Here is a 19,155-nt window from a genome sequence, read left to right on the forward strand (position 1 = left end):
GATGGTCGAGCTGATGATCGCGCTGGCCGTGGGCTTGCTGGTGGTGCTGGTGGCCGGCACGCTGTTGCAGCAGGCGCGCGCGGCCTATCAGGAGATGGACGATGCTGCCCGCGTCGAGGAAACCGGCCGCCTGGCCCTCGATCACCTGCAGCAGGCGCTGCGCCAGGCCGGTCATCTGCCGATGGAAACGCTCGCACATGGCGCTGCGCCCTCGCTTGTGCCGGGCCTGCGCGGACTCGATGACAGCCGCCAGGCCGAGCTGCTCGATCCCGCCAGCGGCAACTTCGGCAGCAGCACGGGCGATGGCGTCAATCACAGTGATGTGCTGATGCTGGGTTTCTTCGGCGCCCCGCCCGGCAGCCGTGCCCAGGTCAGCAACTGCAGCGGCGCCGAGGCGGTGACAGGCCCGCCGGAGGAAGCGGCGCGGCCGTGGGTGATCTATTTCATTGCGCCCGGCAGCGGCGGTGAACCGGAACTGCGCTGCCGCTACCAGGGCAAGAACGGCAACTGGACCTCGGATGCCATCGCCCGTGGCGTCGAAGCCCTGCAGCTGCGCTACGCCATCGACAGCGATGGCGATGGCCGCCCGGACCGCTGGTCGGATGCCTCGGCCATGCCGGCCCACGCGTGGCGCCAGGTGGTGCTGGTGCGTATTGCGTTGCTGGTCAGGGGACTTCAGCGGCGCCCTGCCGGCAATGAAGCGATACCGCGCAGCTACGATCTCTTCCTGCCCGCACGACGTAGCGACCCGGCCTGGCGCTTCACCGAGCCAGAGCAGGAACAACGGCGCCGTGCGGTATTCCAGGGCACGGTGATGTTGCGCAACCTTGCCGTAGCGGAGGCCCGCCCATGAGGATCCTGACTGCGCGCCAGCGCGGGGCCACCCTGATGATCGCGCTCATGCTGCTGAGCCTGATGCTGCTGCTGGGGGCCGCCACCACCTCGCTGCTCCTGCTGGAAGAACGCGCCGCCCGCAATCATCGGGAACATGTTCAAGCCCGTCTGGCCGCGCAGGCTGCACTGGAAGATGCCTGCGATGACATCCGCCATCGGCGCCGTATCGAGCCGGAGCAATTCAGCGCCGCGCTGCAATGCCGCAGCGATGCCGCGGGTGCCGGTCTGTGCCTGGGCCAGCAGGAGCGTGCCGGCTGGGAGCCTGCGCAACTGCATGGAGCGCAGGCCATCTCCGCCACGTATGGCCAGTTCACGGGGCGGCGCTTTCGCAGCGTGACCGGCATGGCCGTGCCGCGTTATCTGATCGAGCGCCTGCCGCCCCGGTCCGGCAAGGAGGCCATCAAGACGGCTGCCGATGAAGCAACGCCCACGCTCTATCGCCTCAGCGCCGTCGGCTACGGCCGCCACGGCGCCATCGTCGCGCTGCAGGCGCTGGTGCAGTTGCCGGCGCCCGCAGACAGCGCAGCAGCCAGTTGCCCGCTGCGGGCCTGGCGTCCTCTTTATCTGCCTACTCAGGAATGAACATGTCTCCCCACTCTCTGCCCGCGCCGGCACGTGGCTTCACGTTGCTGGAAATTCTGGTCAGCCTGGCCATCGTGATCCTCCTGGCCGGTCTCGGCTGGAACGGCTACCGCCACATCGTCCAGAAAGCGGCCCGCGCCGAAGGGCGTGCAGCGCTCCTGCACGTGTTGATGCAGCAGGAGCGCCACCACGCCTACCAGCACCGCTACAAGGCGTTCCAGCCGGGCAGCGCGGCGCATGGCTTCAAGTGGTATTCCGGCGCCACCCCGCAGGCCAGCGCCTATGCCCTGGCCGCCCGTGCGTGTGACGACGAAGACCTCTCCAGTTGCGTGCTGGTCACGGCCACGCCCGGCGGCAGCGGCGTCAATACCGCCTATGAGGATGCCCGGTGCGGCGTCCTGCAGGCCGACAGCCGTGGCAATCGCCGCGCCGACGGCAAGGACTGCTGGTGAACCCATGGAATCAAAAGGATTTACCCTCATCGAGCTGATGGTGGTCTTGCTGATTGCGGCGCTGGTGCTGGCAGCGGGCATCCCGGCCTTGCAGAACCTGTCCAGCGAGCACCAGCTGGCGGCGGCCGGCAGCGATTTCTTCCACAGCGTACAACTGACACGTTCCGAAGCGCTGCGGGCCGGCCGCCGCGCCGAACTGCGGCCCAGCGACGGCCGCGACTGGCAAAGCGGCTGGGAAATCCGCGTCGGCCAGCAGGTGGTCTCCCGCCATCCTTCGCTGGACCACGGCATTGCCGTGGCCTATACCACCGGCGGTGAACTGGTGGGATATCAGCCGGACGGGCAACCGCTCACGCGCGGTACCTGGTATTTCAGCAGCGGCAGCAACTCGCGGGCGGTGGTGGTCAATTTCCTGGGGCGGGTGCGGATCTGCAACCCGATCATCGACAGCCAGTGCAGCCAGGCCGCCATCGAGTGAGGCGCGGGCGCTTCCGGCCTTGCGGGCAATGCCGCAAAGCCGTGTATATTGACGGGCATCCGGCCTCGCCCCTGGCAGGCCTTGCCGCCTTTACCGTCTTTGCACACCATGACTTCCACTGCAGATCCGCTCTACCAGTTCGACATCGAGAATGACCAGCAGGCCATGGCCCTGGCCTTGCTGCAGGCCGGCTTCGGCATGCTCGACACCACGCCCAACCCGCGCGTGGGCTGCGTCATCGTCAAGGAGCGGCGCATCATCGGCGCCGGTTTCACCCAGCCGCCCGGCGGCAACCATGCCGAGATCCAGGCCATGGCAGATGCCGCCGCACGCGGTGCGGACGTACGCGGCGCCACCGTCTACGTCACCCTGGAACCCTGCAGCCATTTCGGCCGCACCCCGCCCTGCGCCGATGCGCTCATCCGCGCTGGCGTGGCGCGCGTGGTGTCGGCCATCGCCGACCCCAACCCGCTGGTGGCCGGCCAGGGCCTGGCGCGCCTGCAGGCGGCCGGCATCGAGGTGGCCTGCGGCTTGCTGGAAGAAGAGGCGCGGGAGATCAACATCGGCTTCCTGCACCGCATGCGTACCGGCCGCCCCTGGGTGCGCATGAAGAGCGCCGCCAGCCTGGATGGCAAGACCGCCCTGCACAATGGGGTGAGCCAGTGGATCACCAGCCAGGCCGCGCGTGACGATGGCCACATCTGGCGCGCCCGCGCCTGCGCCATCATGGCCGGCATCGGCACCATCCAGAAGGACGACGCGCAACTGACCGTGCGCGCCATCGAAACCCCGCGCCAGCCGCGCCGCATCGTGGTCGACAGCAAGCTGATCGTCTCGCCGGAGGCGCGCGTGATCCAGGGCGGCAATACCTGGGTCTTCACCGCCACCGACGACCGCGAGAAACGTGCCGCTCTGGAGGCCGAAGGCGCCGAGGTGATCCTGCTGGCCAACGCCGAAGGCAAGGTCGACCTGCCCGGCCTGATACGCGAACTGGGCCAGCGCCAGATCAACGAATTGCACGTCGAAGCCGGCGCCAGACTCAACGGCGCGCTCATCCGCGAAGGCTGCGTGGATGAGCTGCTGGTCTACCTGGCCCCGGCGCTGATCGGCGATGGCCGCAGCATGTTCGAATTGCCGCCGCTGGAAGATCTCTCGGGCAAGATCGGCATCCACTTCCATGAGGTCAAGCAGGTCGGGCCGGATTTGCGTATCCTTGCCCGGTTCGCCTAGGCGTCTTTTGGTTTTTTCTTTCAGATTTTCGTATCAGGACTGAATCATGTTTACTGGAATCGTTGCCGCCGTCGGCACCATCACCTCCGTCACCCCCCTGGCAGCCGGGCCTGAGGCCGGCGTGCGCCTGAACATCGACGCCGGCACCCTGCCGATGGCCGACGTTGCCCTGGGCGATTCGATCGCGCTCAATGGCGCCTGCATGACCGTGGTCGACAAGACCGAGCGCGGCTTCACCGTCGACGTCTCGCGCGAAAGCCTGCGGCTGACCGCCGGCCTGGACGTCCCCGGTGAAGTCAACCTGGAAAAGGCCCTGACCCTGGCCGAACGCCTGGGCGGCCACCTGGTCTCCGGCCACGTGGATGGCCTGGGACAGGTGCATTCCTTCGAGCCGGTGGGCGAATCGCGCGAACTGATCATCGATGCCCCCAAGTCACTGGGCAAGTACCTGGCCTACAAGGGGTCGATTGTGGTCAATGGCGTGTCGCTGACGGTCAACCGGGTGGAAGACCTGCCCGACGCCTGCCGCTTCTCCATCAACCTCATTCCGCATACCGTGGAAGTGACCACGCTCAAGCATCTGAAGGCGGGCAGCAAGGTCAATCTGGAGATTGATCTGATTGCGCGGTATGTGGAGCGCATGCTGTCCTCGCCCCAGGCTTCGCCCGCCACTGCCTGAGCCGGACTCAAGCCAGCTTGCCGGTACACCGGTCGATGAAGGGGATGACGCGACAGCAGTCTTAGCGCAGGATCTCCGCGATCACCGCACGACACACCGGACTGTCCCCATCGGCCAGCGGGAACAGCACCGTGTAGTGATGCGTCTGCGGCACCACGTGATGCGCCACCACCTGCGGCCAGCAATTGGCCATCACCGCCGCCTGCAGGTGGAACTGCGCGGTCTCCATTTCACCGATGATGGTGCGCACGCGCGTGACCGCGGGCCCGGCCTGCAGCACCGGCGAGAGTGCATCCGCACGCTGCTCATCCAGCATCAATGCCTTGTTTAGCGAGGTCGGGATCAGCGGCATCAGATCGAACACTCCGCTGATGGCAAAGACCGCCTGCACCTGCAACGCACTCGCCTGCGCGGCCACGAAGGCCGCCAGATGACCGCCCGCCGAATGCCCCATCAGCGAGACACGGTTGAGATCGACGCCCAGCCGCTGCGCCTGCTGCGCAATGGTTGCCAGAAACGCCTGTACCTCTGCCACCATGTCCTCGATGCGCGCCTGGGGTGCCAGCGAATAATTGATCACCGCCACGCTGATCCCGGCCTTGACGTAGGGCGCGGCGATGAAGCCGATGTCGCGCTTGTCCCCGCCCTGCCAGTACCCCCCGTGGATGAACACCAGCAAAGGCCGCTGCGCCCCCGCTGCACGATAGAAATCAAAACGCTGCAGCGGTGCATCACCGTAGGCGATGTCGGTTTCGGTGAGCAAGGTATCGGCAATGGCGGCCGTCGCGTGCTGCCACTGCTGCAGCACCTGCGGAAAATCCGGAAAGGCGGCCTTGAGGTTGTAGCCCGCTTCGCATTCGGCGATGGGGCAAAGAACACGGCGAGCGTCGGTCTTGACTTGATCGGGGAGCATTCACTTTTCCTTAACGCTATTTGCAACAGCATTAAACCTGCGTTAATGGATCAATATCCGCGCAGCAAGCGCCTCACACGCTCAGATACTGATCCCACAATTCCGTCTGCACCGACAGCTGCGCCGAATCGCCCTGCCAGACCACCTTGCCCTTTTCGAGGATGGTGTGCTGGTCGGCAAAGCCGATCAGGCGCTTGATGTACTTGTCGATGACGATGATGGTCAGCCCGTACTCGCGCAAGGTTTTCAGGCAAGTCCAGATCTCTTCCCGTACCAGCGGCGCCAGGCCTTCGGTGGCTTCATCGAGGATCAGCAGATGCGGATTGGTCATCAGCGCACGGCCGATGGCCAGCATCTGCTGCTCGCCGCCGGAGAGCTGGCCACCGCCATTGTGGCGCCGCTCCTTCAGGCGCGGGAACTGCTGGTAAATCTTTTCCAGCGTCCACGGATTGTCGCGGCCGTTGCGGCGCGCCGCGAAGGCGGAAAGGTTTTCTTCCACGCTCAGGTTCTTGAAGATCTGCCGCCCCTCCGGCACGATGGCGATGCCGCGCCGGGCAATTGCATCGGCACTGGCGCTGTGGATGGCTTCGCCACGAAAGCGCACCACGCCGCCGGTGGGACGATTCAATCCCAGGATAGTGCGCAGCGTAGTAGTCTTGCCCATGCCATTGCGGCCCAGCAAGGTCACCACTTCACCTTCCCTGACCTGCATGTCGATCCCGAACAGGACCTGGCTCGCGCCATAGCCACCGGTCAGGCCTTCCACTTCCAGCAAAGCACTCATTGCGTTTCCTCCTCGCCGAGGTAGGCCAGCTTGACCTCGGCATTGGCGCGGATCTCGTCCACGCTGCCGGTGGCCAGCACCGCCCCCTGCACCAGCACCGTCATGCGGTCGGCCAGGGCGAAGACGGCCTCCATGTCATGTTCCACCAGCACCACCGTCAGTTCCTCTTTGAGCGACCGGATCAGCGCGATCATGTCGCCGGATTCCTCATGGCCCATGCCCGCCATCGGTTCATCCATCAACAGTACGCGCGGGCCGCAGGCGATGGCCAGGCCCACATCCAGTCTGCGCCGCGCACCATGCGAGAGCTGCGACGACAACTGATGCACGAGCTTCTCCAGTCCGACGCGGCGCGCCACCGTCATGGCCGCTTCGCGTGCGCCGCGATCACTCGCGCTGGCATGGAAGAAGCCATAGCTGCGATGCTGCCCGCGCTGCACGGCCACCTGCAGGTTTTCCAGCACGCTCAATTCATCGAAGACGCTGGTGATCTGGAACGAGCGCACCAGCCCCGCTGCCACGCGTGCCTGTTCAGCGTGGCCATGCATGGGCTGGCCGAACAGATGGACCTCGCCCGCATCCGCAGCCAGCGCCCCGGAAAGCAATGAGAGCAACGTCGTCTTGCCCGCGCCATTGGGACCGATGATGGCGTGCACATGGCCGACCGCGATCTCCAGATCGACATCGCGCGTGGCCGCCAGGCCGCCGTAGTTTTTCTTCAGGCCCTTGACCGAGAGGGCCAGCGCCGCCAATTCACGCCCCATGCTGCTCTCCCTGCCTGAGTGTCTTGCCGATGGTGGCCAGCGAGCTCACGCCGCGCGGCGCCACCATGATCACCAGCAAGAGGATCAGCCCGACATAGATCTGCCAGTATTCGAAATGGGTGGACAGCACTTCTTCCAGCAACAGGAAGGCTGCCGCACCGAGCAGGCCGCCGTAAAAATACCCGACCCCGCCCAGCGCCACCATCACCAGCAGGATGCCGGACTGCGACCAGTGCAGCAGCTTGGGGCTGGCAAAGAGATTGCTCATGCCGATGAGGCTGCCTGCCAGTCCCGCGATGACGGCAGCGATCACGAAGGCTGCGAGCTTGTAGCGCAGCGCCGGATAGCCGATGGCCTGGGCGCGCCGCTCATTCTGCCGGATCGCATTCAAGGCCAGTCCGAAGCGCGAGCTCAGGAGCCGCTGCAGCAGCACCAAGCTGGCCATCAGCCAGGCCAGCACGACCCAGTAGAAGGCGTTGTCGCCGCTCATGTCCAGACCCAGCCCCAGCAGCGGACGCGCCGTCACCTGCAAGCCATCATCGCCACCGTAATACCGGAAGCCGACGAAGAAGTAATAGAACAATTGCGCCAGCGCCATGGTGATCATGATGAAATACACCGCCCGCGTGCGCAGTGCAATCAAGCCAATGACCAGACCGACCAGGGCCGTCACCAGCGCGGCCAGCAGCCAGATCAGCCAGGCGCTGGTCACGCCATGGAAACTGGCGATGGCCGTGACATACGCGCCCAGCCCGAAGAACACCGCATGACCAAAGCTGACCATGCCGCCGTAGCCAAGAATGAAATTGAGGCTGGCCGCCACCATCGCGAAGATCAGGATGCGGGTGAGCACGCCGATGTAGTACTCCATCCCGCTGGCCTGCGCCAGCAACGGCAGCAGCACCGCCAGGACGAGCAGCAGGGGAACGAACAGTCGTTGCATGAGACTCCTCAGGTACGCGCAGGGAACAGACCGCTGGGGCGCCAGAACAGCACCGCGATCATCACCAGGTAGATCATCATCGAGCCCAGCGCCGGACCGACCGAGGCGGCCGCATCGGCACTGAGGAAGAGCGCGAAGAGTTGCGGGAGCAGGCTGCGACCCAGCGTATCGACCACGCCCACGATGAGCGCGCCGATGGCCGCGCCCGGCACCGAGCCGATGCCGCCGATGACCACCACCACGAAGGCCAGGATCAGTACGTCATCGCCCATACCGGCCTGCACCGCCACCAGCGGTCCCAGCATGATGCCGGCCAGCGCCGCCAGCAGCAGCCCGAAGCTGAACACCAGCCGGAAAAGCAGGCCGATGTTGATGCCCATGGCCGTGACCATCTCCAGGTTGTTGGCCCCGGCGCGCACCCACATGCCGATGCGCGTGCGATTGATGAGCAAGTACAGCGCCACGGCCACCACCATGCCCACCGCCATGACCAGCAGGCGATAGCTGGAATACGGCAGCCCGAACAGGTTGACCGGCCCGGCAAAGGCGGCCGGCATGTTCAGCGGCAGCGGCTGCGGGCCCCAGATCATGCGCACGCCATCGTTGAAGATCAGGATGAAGGCGAAGGTGGCCAGCACGTGCACCATGTGGTCCTTCTTGTAGAGCCGCCGGAACACCAGCCACTCCAGCAGGAAGCCCAGCGCCGCCGTGGCCGGCAGGGCCACCAGCAGGCCCAGCCAGAAGGAACCGCTGGCCCCGGCCGCCACCGCCGCCACGTAGGCGCCGATCATGAAGAAACTGCCGTGCGCCAGGTTCACGAAGTTCATCACGCCAAAGATCAGCGTCAATCCCGATGCGATCAGGAACAGCATGACGCCGAATTGCAGGCTGTTGAGCACCTGCTCGAAGATCAGATTACCCAAGATGCACCGTCCTCAAGGCATCTTGCATTGACTGACGTAGGCGTCGACGTGATCGGGCAAGAGCGTCTGGGTCATGTTGTTGACGTACTTGCCGTCGGCACCCTTGGTCACCACGCGCGCATATTGATTCTGGATCGGGAAGTGATTGGCAGCGAACTTGAAGCCACCGCGCACCGATTTGAAGTTGGCCGCCTTGATAGCCGCAATGAGGGCCTCGCGATTCTCGACCTTGCCGCCGATGGTCTTGACGGCGCTGTCGATGAGCATGGCCGCGTCATAGGCCTGGGAGGCGAACATCGAAGGCTGATGACCGTACTCCTTGACATAGGCGGCCACGAAGGCGCGGTTCTGTTCGTTGGGTAGGTCGGCCGACCACTGGCCGGTGTTGGCCACGCCCGCGATCAGGTCGCCGTTGGAGAGCATCTGCTGGTCCGCATCATAGGCGGGCATCACGCGCACGATCTTGGGGTCCATGCCGGCGGCCGCATATTGCTTGACGAAATTGACGCCCATGCCGCCCGGCAGGAAGAAATACAGGGCATCGATATTGGCGGCGCGCAACTGCGCAATTTCAGTAGCGAAATCGAGCTGGCCCAGCTTGGGGAAGAGTTCGACCGCAGGGTCTTTCTTCAGGAAGCGCTTGAAGCCTGCCGAGGCATCCTTGCCCGCCGGATAATTGGGGGCAATGATGGCCACGCGCTGGTAACCCTTGTCGGCCATCAGCTTGCCCGCTGCCTCGTGGGTCGCATCGTTCTGGTAACTGGCGCTGAAGAAATACGGATTGCATCCCGCACCGGCCAGTTGCGCCGGGCCGGCATTGGCGCTGACCACCACGGTCTTGCTGACGAAGGCGGCCGGTGCCACGGCCAGCAGGATGTTGGAATAGACGAAGCCGCTCACGATATCGACCTTCTCGCGCTTGATGAGGCGGTCCGCACCCTGCTTGGCGGCATCGGGGCTGAACTGGTCATCGACCACGATGACTTCGGCGGGCACGCCGCCGAGCTTGTTGCCCAGCATCTTCATGGCCAGCATGAAACCTTCGCGTTGATCCACGCCGGGTGCGCTGGCCGGGCCGCTCAGGGTGGTCAGGAAGCCCACCTTCACCACCTCGGACGCCTGCGCGGACAAGCTTGCACCCGCCGCCATCGCCATCATTACCGCACCTGCCACTTGAGTGAGTCGATTCATGCCTGGATTCCCCTCTAGATTCTTTGGTTTGAATTCGGTGTGACGCTGAACACGCAGCGGCGCGTGAAATCCAGATTTCACCACGCGCCCCGGCTGGAACGACTATTTCCGCAGGTCTGCTGTCGAGACGAAGGCATCGGCAAAGAACGCCGTCCCGGGCAGGCCGCAGATGGCCGTGAAATCGCGCCGCGCTGACTCTACAACGACCGGCGCGCCGCAGGCATAGACCTGGCATGACTGCATCGCCGGTACATCCTGCATCACGGCCTGGTGGACCAGGCCGGTGCGTCCGCTCCAGCCGCTGGCCGCATCGGTCTCCGAGAGCACCGGTACATACTCGAACCACGGCAGGCTCGCCGCCCAGTCGCGGCACAGTGCATCCAGATACAGGTCGGCGGCACGGCGGCCTCCCCAGTAAAGGCGCATCGAACGGGTGCTGCCGGTGGCGATGGCCTCTTCCACCAGTGCCTTGACCGGAGCAAATCCTGTGCCACTGGCCAGCAGGATCACCGGCTGCCTGCCCTCGCGCATGAAGAAGCTGCCGGCAGGTCCTTCGAGCGAGAACTGCTGCCCCGCCTGCATGCCGTTGAAGAGGCGGTCCGTGAAGAGTCCGCCGGGCAGGTGGCGCACGTGCAGTTCCAGCAGATCGCTGCCGTCACCGACATAGGTCGCCATGGAATAGCTGCGGCGCTGGCCGTCTTCCAGCAGCAGGTCGATGTACTGGCCGGCGCGATAGGACAGCGGCGCGTCGCAGCGCAGGCGCAGGATCGCCACGTCCGGGGCGGCGCGCGTGATGCCCTCCAGCGTGGCCTGCACCTGCTGCAATGTCGGCGCGGTACTCGCTGCAACAGCGGTATCGCCCTCCCCGCTCACGCCGATCTCGACCCGGCCTGCCACCACGCGCACCGGGAAGCTGCGCACCGCTTCGGTCACCGGTGCACAGCGCGGTGCACCGCTGCGAATGTCGAACAGGCCCTGGTGCAACGGACACTCGACGCAACCATCCTCCACATAGCCATCGGAGAGCTTGGCATTGCCATGGGTGCACAAGTCCCTGAGCGCAAAGATTTCCTCGCCCAGGCGGAACACCGCCACCGCCTGGCCGCCCGCGCGGGCTGCGGCCACTTCACCCTCGGCGAAATCATCGGCATGGCCGACATCGAACCACTCGCTCATGGCCGCCTCAGATCGGAGTGGCCAACAGGGTCGACACGCGCAGCGTGTCGTAGACCACGCGGCGGCGGGCATAACGCCAGCCAGCCTCGGTCCTGACCACGCGATCCTCATAGCGGCCGGCCTGGTAGACGAAGGACTCGCCGTTCTGCAAGGTCTGCACCACCACATAGCTCGATTGCGCATCCACCGATCCATCGGCGTTCTGCGTGAACACCAGCCCCGAGGTCATGTGGCGATAGGTGTGCGCCTCGTAGATGTTGGCGTGGCGCAGCGAGAGCACGCGATCCTGCAGCATCTTCTTGCTGTCGCAATAGATGATGCCGATGGGCAGGCCGGCATCGGCGTTCTCGCGCGGCACGATTTCATACAGGCAGTCGTCGGTGAAGAAATCCGGCCACTGTTCCAGGCGGTCGTTGTCGAGCGCATGCACATAGCGCTCCTGCAGTTGGTGCAGCTCGAACCACAAGCTTATCTGTTCCATGTTTTGCATCTGCTTTGCCTCGCTCATGCCTTCTCGATGGACGGGAAACCCATCAGTTTCTGGTAGCCCATCCAGAACTTGCGGATCAGGCTTTCGGTAATCAACGTGTCGTCCTGGTCGGGGTTGTCGCGCGCCATGTCTATCACCGAGCAATGGTCGGGATCGCGCGCGGTGCCACGCTGCACCAGTTCGGTCGCCTCGGTGTCTTCCATCGAGATGTAACCGGCCGGGCCCACCAGGTTGGCCTGTTTGATGCGCAGGGCGCGCAGCTCGGGGGTGTCATCCTCGTAGCCGAAGAAGTGGAAGACCAGCTCGAAGTTGCTCGGGCCCTTGGGCAGCAACTGGCGTGCCACCAGAGTGTTATGGATCTGCTGCACCACCAGCTGCGGGAAGATGGGCTGAATGTGGTTGGTGGTCAGTTCCTCGAATTCCTTGATCTGGCCCAGCACCGACGGGTCCTGTAGCGAGAAGCCCTCATCGAAGGAGCGGATCTCCTGCTGCTTGTAGGCGTCCGCCGTCTCCACTTCATTCTTGGTGGCGGTGATGATGCTGTGCAGGCCGTGATGTTTGTCGGCCAGCGAGCGCGCCTTCATGCCCACGCGGAAGATGTTGAAGGTGGTATGGAACAGGTGCAGCAGGCTGGCGTGATACGGGTCCTTGACGTTTTCCAGGTAGAGCTTCCAGTTCGACTTGGAATACTGGCGCGTGCAGCCGAGGTAGACGATGGGCTTGTGGAAGATGCGATCGATCCACGGACGCATCTCGGGACCGATGTAGTCCGGCAGCGATTCCACGGTCTCGCTGAAGGTGGCGAAGACCAGGCCCTTGTAGCTGTCCACGCGCAACTGGCGCAGGCCGTGGCATTTGGGATCGAAGTCCCTGGCCATGCCGGTGGCGCCCTTCTGGCCACGACGGAAGGGAACGCCCAGCAGGTTGCCGCGCGCGTCGAAACTCCACTGGTGATAAGCACAGCTGTGCGAACTGGCATTGCCGCGCGGAGTGCGGCAGACGATGGCGCCACGGTGCGAGCACTTGTTGACCCAGGCGGCCAGGGCGCCGTCTTCGGTGCGGGTGACCACCACCGGGGTGTCGCCGACGAAGGTACTTTTGTAATCGCCGTTATTGGGAATCTCGGCCTCCAGCGCCAGGAAGCTCCAGGTCTCGCCCCGGTAGATGCGTTCCTGCTCCAGGTCATAGACCTCCCTGGAGCTGAATACCTTGTAGGGCGTGCGCGCACCATCGGTGCGGGGGAATTGCACCAGCGGTGCATAGCCTTGCTGTTCGAGTCGGGTGGATGTGCTCATGCGAAGTCCTCATCGTTGAATGCCAGGTGGGGCCTGGACGATGAGCCATCTTAGGCAGGCTGCGCAAGGACGAATATCCGCCATTTGCATAGTTGCGGGGCAGTATTGTCCGTTTTTTGCATACATCGACGTTATACCCAAAAGGTATGCAGCATGCCTAAATCGGTCTTGGACACCCGGGCGGCTTTGTTCCTATCATCCTTCCCAAGTCAGACATCGTCAGCTTTCGCCTTCTTCTTTTCTACGGACTGCATCTTGAATTCCACCCTCCCCGCCACCTCCATCGAAACCGTCGAGGTCTTGCTGCTGGACGTTCCCACCATCCGCCCACACCGCCTGTCCATGACCACCATGCACCGCCAGACCCTGGTGCTGGTACGCATCACCGGCAATGACGGCGTAGCCGGCTGGGGCGAGGCCACCACCATCGGCGGCCTGGCCTATGGCGAAGAAAGCCCGGAAAGCATCAAGGTCAACATCGACACCTACATCACGCCGCTGCTGCTGGGTGCCGATGCCAACCAGGTAGCCGCGCGCATGCATCACATTGCCGAGCACGTACAAGGCAACCGCTTCGCCAAATGCGCCATCGAGACGGCACTATCGGATGCGCTGGCACGCCGCCTGGGCGTGCCCCTGTCCACGCTCTTCGGCGGCCGGGTGCGCGAGAGCCTGCCGATTGCCTGGACCCTGGCCAGCGGCGACACCGCGCGCGACATCGAGGAGGCCGAGAAAATGCTGGCCCAGCGCCGCCACAACATCTTCAAGCTCAAGATCGGCGCACGCACCGTGCAGCAGGATTGCGCCCACGTGGCCGCCATCAAGCGCGCACTCGGTGATCGCGGTAGCGTGCGGGTGGACGTGAACCAGGCCTGGACCGAGACCGAGGCCATGCTGGGCATGCAGCTGCTGGCCGATGCCGGCGTGGACCTGGTGGAGCAGCCCATCGCCGCCGGCAACCACGACGGCCTGGGCCGCCTGCGCCAGAAGAACCGCATCGCCATCATGGCCGATGAAAGCCTGCATGGCCCGCAGGATGCCTATCAACTGGCCCGCGTCGGCGCAGCCGATGTGTTCGCCGTGAAGATCAATCAGTCCGGCGGACTGGCCGGTGCGCAGCAGGTGGCCGCCATCGCTGCTGCCGCCCAGGTCGAACTATATGGCGGCACCATGTTGGAAGGCGCCATCGGCACCATGGCCTCGGCCCAGTTGTTTGCCACCTTCGGCACGCTGGCCTGGGGCACTGAACTGTTCGGCCCGCTGCTGCTGACCGAAGAAATCCTGGCCACGCCGCTGCGTTACCGTGACTTCACCCTGGAACTACCCAGCGGCCCTGGTCTGGGCATCAGCCTGGACGAAGATCGCGTCAACGCGCTGCGGCGCGACCGTAAGACCCCGCTGGTCTCCGTAGCCTGACCCATCGGCCCGGACCGACTGCACCCACCCCCATACATATCCAACCAGAGACAGGAGAGACAACGTGGACAAGAAAGCCATCGACGCCGTACTGCAAAAAATCGAAAGCACCGAAATCGCGGAGGGCAACCAGCGTGTCAAGACCATCGTCAACCGCCTCGTGCGCGACATGTTTTATACGATTGAAGACCTGGATGTGCAGCCGGAAGAATTTTGGGCTGCCGTGGATTATCTGACCTCGGCCGGCAAATCGGGCGAGTTCGGGCTGATCGCCGCCGGACTGGGCTTCGAGCACTTCCTCGACCTGCGCATGGATGAAGCCGAGGCACGCCGCGGCTTGCAGGGCGGCACCCCGCGCACCATCGAAGGACCGCTGTACGTCTCGGGCGCACCCGAGCAGAAGGGCTTTGCGCGCATGGACAAGGATCCGCAACCGGGCGATACCCTCTTCATGCAAGGCCAGGTCTTCGACGAACACGGCAAGCCGCTGGCCAATGCACTGGTGGAAGTCTGGCACGCCAACCACCTGGGCCGTTATTCCTTCTTCGATCCGGAGCAGAGCCCGTTCAACCTGCGCTGCTCCATCCGCACCGACGAGCAAGGCCGCTATCGCTTCCGCAGCCGCGTGCCGGTCGGCTACAGCGTGCCGCCGGGTGGCGCCACCGACCGCCTGCTCAACAAGCTGGGCCGTCACGGCAGCCGTCCTGCGCACATCCACTTCTTCGTCACCGTACCGGGCTATCGCAAGCTGACCACGCAGATCAACATCGCCGGCGATCCGTACCTGTGGGATGACTTCGCCTTCGCCACCCGCGAAGGCCTGGTCCCGGAACTGAAGCACGTCACCGATCCGGCCGAGATCCGCAAGCACGAAGTCGACGCACCCTTCTATGCCATCGAGTTCAACTTCAACCTGCTGCCGGAACAGAACGACCTGCCCAAGGCCGACATCAATCGTCCGCGTCTGGCGGCCTGATCCTGCGCTGATCTGAACGACGACGGGCCATGCGACTGCATGGCCCGTCTTCATTGCACCTCGCCCTTTGGAGGCCCGCGATCAGGTGTATTCCTCGGCATGCATGCGCGCAATCGCCGCTGCCGTATCACGCAATTTTTCCAGTAGCAGCGAGCGGTCATTGGCGCGGAAATTCATGATCACCGGTGAATGCACGCCCTTGTTCGACAAAGGCCGGTACACCACATCCGAGCGATGCAACCCCTGCACCGAGCGCGGCACCAGGGTCACGCCCACGCCGGCGGCCACCAGGCCGATGGCGGTCTGCATCTCGTTGGCTTCCTTGACGATGGCCGGTCGCAGGGCGCGGCTGGAAAAAATGTCCAGTACCTGGTCCGCGTAGCTGGGACGGGGCTTTGCCGGATAGAGAATGAAACGTTCCTCGGCCAGCTGCGCCAGCGTCACCTTGTTGCGTGCCAGCAGCGCATGGCCCAGCGGGAACACCGCTACCAGAGGCTCTTCCACGATGGTCTCGCAGAGGATGTCGGGGTCGCTGATGGGCAGGCGTCCGAAGCCCACATCGATGCGTCCTGACTTGAGTGCCTCGATCTGTTCCATGGTCACGATCTCGGAAAATCCGATTTCGATTTCCGGCATGTCGGTGCGAAAACGCTTGATCATCTCCGGCAGCAAACCATACAGCGCCGAGGGCACGAAACCGATGTTGAACCAGTGCTGCTGCCCACGGGCGATGACGCGCGTGCCTTCCTCGATCTGTTCCAGCCGGGACAATACCTGCAAGGTCTGTTCATAGAAAAACTTGCCCGCCATGGTGAGCGCAATCGGACGCGAGGCGCGGTCGATCAGCTCGGCCCCGAGCATTTCCTCGAGCTGGCGGATCTGCCGGCTCAGGGGCGGCTGGGCGATGTGCAGCAGTTCGGCCGCACGGCTGAAACTGAGCGTGCTGGCGACGGCATTGAAATACTTGAGATGACGCAGTTCCACTATACCTCCGAGGCATACCTTGATGCTGATTTGATATTGTACGTTCATCGGCCGACCGCATAGAATCGACGATCAGCCGGCCGCAGAGCCGTGCCCCGAAGCAACGAGGTCCGCGTCCACGACAGCAGGGCCCGTCCAGAAGACCGTAGAGGAGACCAACATGCACCCACCCGCCCGTGCAGGCCTGCCCTGCCCCACCCACGTCCGACGATGCCCGCTGGCGGGCATGAAACTTGCAACTTCGCGTTAGCAAACGCAGCTTGCACTGGCTGAGGGAAAGCAGCCAGCGCACAGCCCGTTCGCATCGTCCATGAAGGTGCAGGGCAGACCGGCAGCGCCGCCGTCTGCACGTAGCAGCACCCTACCCGGTCTCACCGTCCTTCCGTCACCGGCACCGTGCGGAAGGGCAGCGTTAAGAGGTTAACATGATCAACACTGTCCACGCGCTCAGTCTGGAGCCCTTGTATCGCCGCCGCGTTTTCCAGTCCACCCGCAAGGTCGACTGCCACGCGCAAGTCGCCAACGAACTCTCGGAACATGACCTGTTCTGGAAGGGCGACGATGTCGATACCGTGCTCTTCAAGGCGGCGATCCAGCAGTTGCAGATCTTCATGCTCAAGTATGGCGCCGAGGTCGTCGTGCGTCCGCGCCTGTTCAACGGTTTTGCGCTGGTCCACATGACGCTCTCGGGCAGTGCCGAGATCGAATCCGATGGCCGCAAGGTGTGCATCCCGCAAGGACACACCGCACTGATCGCACCAAAACGGAATCTGCGCCTGTGGTGGCAGGCGGGTTCCGAACAACTGATCCTGAAGGTGCCGCTGGCCCTGTTCGACCAATTGCGCGCGCTCGGCCAGCGCGGCCCGATGGATGTGCCCTCGGTGTTCCTGCTTCCACAGCAGGCCGCACCCTATTGGGACCTGCTGATCCAGTCGCTGCTGCGCGTACTGGCCCTGCCCGGCCAGGGCGCAGGACAGGGTGAATGGGTGCAGCACTTCGAACGCAGTGCTGTGCAATTCCTGCTCTCGCAACTGACGACCACGGTGGAACCCGTACTTGCCTGCAGTGCTGGTCAACGTGCTGCCAATGAATCGGCCGACAGCCTGGTCGGTGCCGGCAAGCTGCAGCGCCTGGACATGCTGGAGCGCTACATCCGCAGCCGCCTGTGCGCGCCGCTGGCCCTGGCCGACCTGGCCGGTGCGGCCGGAGTGAGCGTGCGTGCGCTCAATGCGCTGTGCCACCAGCAATATGGCGTGGCTCCCATGGACCTGCTGCGCAATATCCGGCTCGATGCCGTGCGCGAGCGCCTGCTAACGCATCCCGGTGCCAACATCACCGATACCGCTTTCGAATTCGGCTTCGGGCATCTGGGGCGGTTCTCAGCTTACTATCGCGAGCGGTTTGGCGAATTGCCCAAGCAGACGCGCAGTATGGCACGCTGATCTCCTTTCGACCCGAAATCCGCTGCGGCTGGCCTGGCAATGGTATCGATACGGTGCCATCCATCCGTGCGTCTTCATCGGCACGGGGTGCATATGCTTATGCGAAATCATTTCTTGGCTCGCCCTGTCTGCTCGCGCTAGCGTCGGGGATGCGACAGTGTTCACGCATCCCATCCACGAAAAGAAGAGAGACGACATGCCAGACCAACCCCAATGGAAATTCGAAACCGTATCCGTCCACGGTGGTTATGATCCCGACCCGACCACGCGCGCCGTGGCCGTGCCGATCTACCAGACCGTGGCCTTTGCCTTCGACGATACCCAGCACGGCGCCGACCTGTTCGACCTGAAGGTCCAGGGCAACATCTATTCGCGCATCATGAACCCGACCCAGGACGTGCTGGAAAAACGTCTGGCCGCGCTCGAAGGCGGCATCGCCGCACTGGCACTGGCCTCGGGACAAGCGGCAGTGACCTACGCGATCCAGACCATTGCCGAAGCCGGCGACAACATCGTCTCGGCCTCCACCCTCTATGGCGGTACCTACAATCTCTTCGCCCACACGCTGCCGCAGTTCGGCATCCAGACCCGCTTTGCCGATCCGCGCCAGCCGGCTTCCTTCGAGCCGCTGATCGACGCGCGCACCAAGGCCGTCTATATCGAATCCATCGGCAACCCGCTGGGCAACGTCACCGACATCGCCGCCGTGGCCGCGATCGCGCATCGCCACGGCGTCCCGCTCATCGTCGACAACACCGTGGCCACGCCCTATCTGCTGCGTCCCTTCGAGCACGGTGCCGACATCGTGGTGCACTCGCTGACCAAGTACCTGGGTGGTCATGGCACCACGCTGGGCGGCGCCATCGTGGACTCGGGCAAGTTCCCCTGGGCCAGACACAAGGAACGCTTCAAGCGCCTCAACGAACCCGACGTCAGCTATCACGGCGTGGTCTACACCGAAGCCCTGGGCGAAGCGGCCTACATCGGCCGCGCGCGCGTGGTGCCGCTGCGCAATACGGGCGCTGCGCTCTCCCCCTTCAATGCCTTCCAGATCCTGCAGGGTATCGAGACCCTGGCCCTGCGTCTGGACCGCATCACCGCCAATACGCTGGCGGTGGCGCAATACCTGAAGCGCCATCCCAAGGTGCGCTGGGTCAACTATGCCGGGCTGGAGGATCATCCCGACCATGCACTGGCGCAGAAGTATTTCAAGGGCCGTGCCTCGGGTGTGCTGACCTTCGGTGTGGCCAATGGCCGCGAGGGCGGTGCGCGCTTCCAGGATGCGCTGCAACTGTTCACGCGGCTGGTCAACATCGGTGATGCCAAGTCCCTGGCCACACATCCCGCTTCCACTACGCACCGGCAGTTGTCGCCAGCCGAACTGGAGAAGGCCGGCGTGACCGAAGACACGGTGCGGCTGTCCATCGGCATCGAACATATCGATGATCTGCTGGCCGATCTGGAACAGGCCTTGCAGTCGGCGTGATCTGATTGGTGCTCAAGAAAATGGCTCCGCATGCGGAGCCATCAGATTGATGACAAA

20 protein-coding genes are annotated in these 19,155 nt (G+C 64.1%); 10 read left to right on the forward strand and 10 right to left on the reverse strand.

Annotated features, from left to right (window positions below):
- Position 1 precedes the first annotated feature (1 nt).
- The 6 genes from AACH55_RS18895 (at position 2) to AACH55_RS18920 (ending at position 4,315) form a co-directional block, all read left to right on the forward strand.
- Positions 2–853 (forward strand): PilW family protein, encoded by an 852-nt coding sequence (locus AACH55_RS18895; RefSeq protein WP_338716181.1) that lies wholly within the window; start codon positions 2–4, stop codon positions 851–853.
- Complete coding sequence (locus AACH55_RS18900) at positions 850–1,476, forward strand: pilus assembly protein (protein ID WP_338716182.1); 627 nt, start codon at positions 850–852, stop codon at positions 1,474–1,476. Before AACH55_RS18895 ends, AACH55_RS18900 begins: the two co-directional genes overlap by 4 nt.
- A gap of 2 nt (positions 1,477–1,478) precedes the next feature.
- Entirely contained in the window at positions 1,479–1,928 is a 450-nt protein-coding gene (locus tag AACH55_RS18905) for a type IV pilin protein (protein WP_338716183.1), read from the forward strand.
- 4 nt (positions 1,929–1,932) lie between these two features.
- Entirely contained in the window at positions 1,933–2,406 is a 474-nt protein-coding gene (locus AACH55_RS18910; RefSeq protein WP_338716184.1) for a GspH/FimT family pseudopilin, read from the forward strand.
- Between the two features lie 108 nt (positions 2,407–2,514).
- Entirely contained in the window at positions 2,515–3,636 is a 1,122-nt protein-coding gene (ribD, locus tag AACH55_RS18915; protein ID WP_338716185.1) for a bifunctional diaminohydroxyphosphoribosylaminopyrimidine deaminase/5-amino-6-(5-phosphoribosylamino)uracil reductase RibD, read from the forward strand.
- 46 nt (positions 3,637–3,682) lie between these two features.
- Entirely contained in the window at positions 3,683–4,315 is a 633-nt protein-coding gene (locus tag AACH55_RS18920; protein WP_338716186.1) for a riboflavin synthase, read from the forward strand.
- 61 nt (positions 4,316–4,376) lie between these two features.
- On the opposite strand, the gene AACH55_RS18925 is transcribed toward AACH55_RS18920, so the two are convergent.
- The 9 genes from AACH55_RS18925 to andAc all read right to left on the reverse strand — a co-directional run bounded on the left by AACH55_RS18925 (position 4,377) and on the right by andAc (position 12,794).
- Complete coding sequence (locus tag AACH55_RS18925) at positions 4,377–5,228, reverse strand: alpha/beta hydrolase (RefSeq protein ID WP_338716187.1); 852 nt, start codon at positions 5,226–5,228, stop codon at positions 4,377–4,379.
- 73 nt (positions 5,229–5,301) lie between these two features.
- Positions 5,302–6,012 carry an ABC transporter ATP-binding protein gene (locus AACH55_RS18930; RefSeq protein ID WP_338716188.1) on the reverse strand — a complete coding sequence of 237 codons (711 nt, stop codon included), beginning with the start codon at positions 6,010–6,012 and terminating at the stop codon, positions 5,302–5,304.
- Positions 6,009–6,776, reverse strand: coding sequence for an ABC transporter ATP-binding protein (locus tag AACH55_RS18935; protein ID WP_338716189.1), 768 nt, complete (start codon positions 6,774–6,776; stop codon positions 6,009–6,011). Before AACH55_RS18935 ends, AACH55_RS18930 begins: the two co-directional genes overlap by 4 nt.
- Positions 6,766–7,719: a branched-chain amino acid ABC transporter permease gene (locus tag AACH55_RS18940; RefSeq protein WP_338716190.1), complete on the reverse strand. Its 954-nt coding sequence runs from the start codon at positions 7,717–7,719 to the stop codon at positions 6,766–6,768. Before AACH55_RS18940 ends, AACH55_RS18935 begins: the two co-directional genes overlap by 11 nt.
- An 8-nt stretch (positions 7,720–7,727) precedes the next feature.
- Positions 7,728–8,642, reverse strand: a complete 915-nt coding sequence (locus tag AACH55_RS18945; RefSeq protein WP_338716191.1) for a branched-chain amino acid ABC transporter permease — start codon at positions 8,640–8,642, stop codon at positions 7,728–7,730.
- Between the two features lie 12 nt (positions 8,643–8,654).
- A complete protein-coding gene (locus tag AACH55_RS18950; protein ID WP_338716192.1) occupies positions 8,655–9,833 on the reverse strand; it encodes an ABC transporter substrate-binding protein in 1,179 nt (392 codons plus the stop codon).
- Between the two features lie 102 nt (positions 9,834–9,935).
- Positions 9,936–11,009, reverse strand: a complete 1,074-nt coding sequence (gene andAb, locus AACH55_RS18955; protein ID WP_338716193.1) for an anthranilate 1,2-dioxygenase ferredoxin subunit AndAb — start codon at positions 11,007–11,009, stop codon at positions 9,936–9,938.
- A gap of 7 nt (positions 11,010–11,016) precedes the next feature.
- Positions 11,017–11,517: an anthranilate 1,2-dioxygenase small subunit AndAd gene (andAd, locus tag AACH55_RS18960; RefSeq protein WP_338716194.1), complete on the reverse strand. Its 501-nt coding sequence runs from the start codon at positions 11,515–11,517 to the stop codon at positions 11,017–11,019.
- The gene (gene andAc, locus AACH55_RS18965) at positions 11,514–12,794 is read right to left on the reverse strand and encodes an anthranilate 1,2-dioxygenase large subunit AndAc (RefSeq protein ID WP_338716195.1); all 1,281 of its coding nucleotides are present in this window, start codon (positions 12,792–12,794) and stop codon (positions 11,514–11,516) included. The genes andAd and andAc overlap by 4 nt, the downstream gene beginning before the upstream one ends.
- A 255-nt stretch (positions 12,795–13,049) precedes the next feature.
- Here andAc and AACH55_RS18970 point away from each other — a divergent pair, with 255 nt between their 5' ends.
- Together AACH55_RS18970 and catA are read left to right on the forward strand one after the other, a co-directional pair.
- A complete protein-coding gene (locus tag AACH55_RS18970) occupies positions 13,050–14,210 on the forward strand; it encodes a muconate/chloromuconate family cycloisomerase (RefSeq protein ID WP_338716196.1) in 1,161 nt (386 codons plus the stop codon).
- 64 nt (positions 14,211–14,274) lie between these two features.
- Positions 14,275–15,186 carry a catechol 1,2-dioxygenase gene (catA, locus tag AACH55_RS18975; RefSeq protein WP_338716197.1) on the forward strand — a complete coding sequence of 304 codons (912 nt, stop codon included), beginning with the start codon at positions 14,275–14,277 and terminating at the stop codon, positions 15,184–15,186.
- Positions 15,187–15,267: 81 nt separating this feature from the next.
- Here the strand turns inward: catA and AACH55_RS18980 are convergent, their stop codons facing one another.
- On the reverse strand, positions 15,268–16,170 hold the full coding sequence (locus tag AACH55_RS18980) for a LysR family transcriptional regulator (protein ID WP_338716198.1): 903 nt from the start codon (positions 16,168–16,170) through the stop codon (positions 15,268–15,270).
- Positions 16,171–16,595: 425 nt separating this feature from the next.
- Between AACH55_RS18980 and AACH55_RS18985 the strand changes: the two genes are divergently transcribed.
- Both AACH55_RS18985 and AACH55_RS18990 read left to right on the forward strand, forming a co-directional pair.
- Positions 16,596–17,612: an AraC family transcriptional regulator gene (locus AACH55_RS18985; RefSeq protein WP_338716199.1), complete on the forward strand. Its 1,017-nt coding sequence runs from the start codon at positions 16,596–16,598 to the stop codon at positions 17,610–17,612.
- A 196-nt stretch (positions 17,613–17,808) separates the two neighbouring features.
- The gene (locus tag AACH55_RS18990; RefSeq protein WP_338716200.1) at positions 17,809–19,098 is read left to right on the forward strand and encodes an aminotransferase class I/II-fold pyridoxal phosphate-dependent enzyme; all 1,290 of its coding nucleotides are present in this window, start codon (positions 17,809–17,811) and stop codon (positions 19,096–19,098) included.
- Positions 19,099–19,155: the final 57 nt, after the last annotated feature.

Origin of the sequence: Herbaspirillum sp. DW155 (genome assembly GCF_037076565.1) — a bacterium.
Lineage (GTDB): Bacteria > Pseudomonadota > Gammaproteobacteria > Burkholderiales > Burkholderiaceae_D > Herbaspirillum.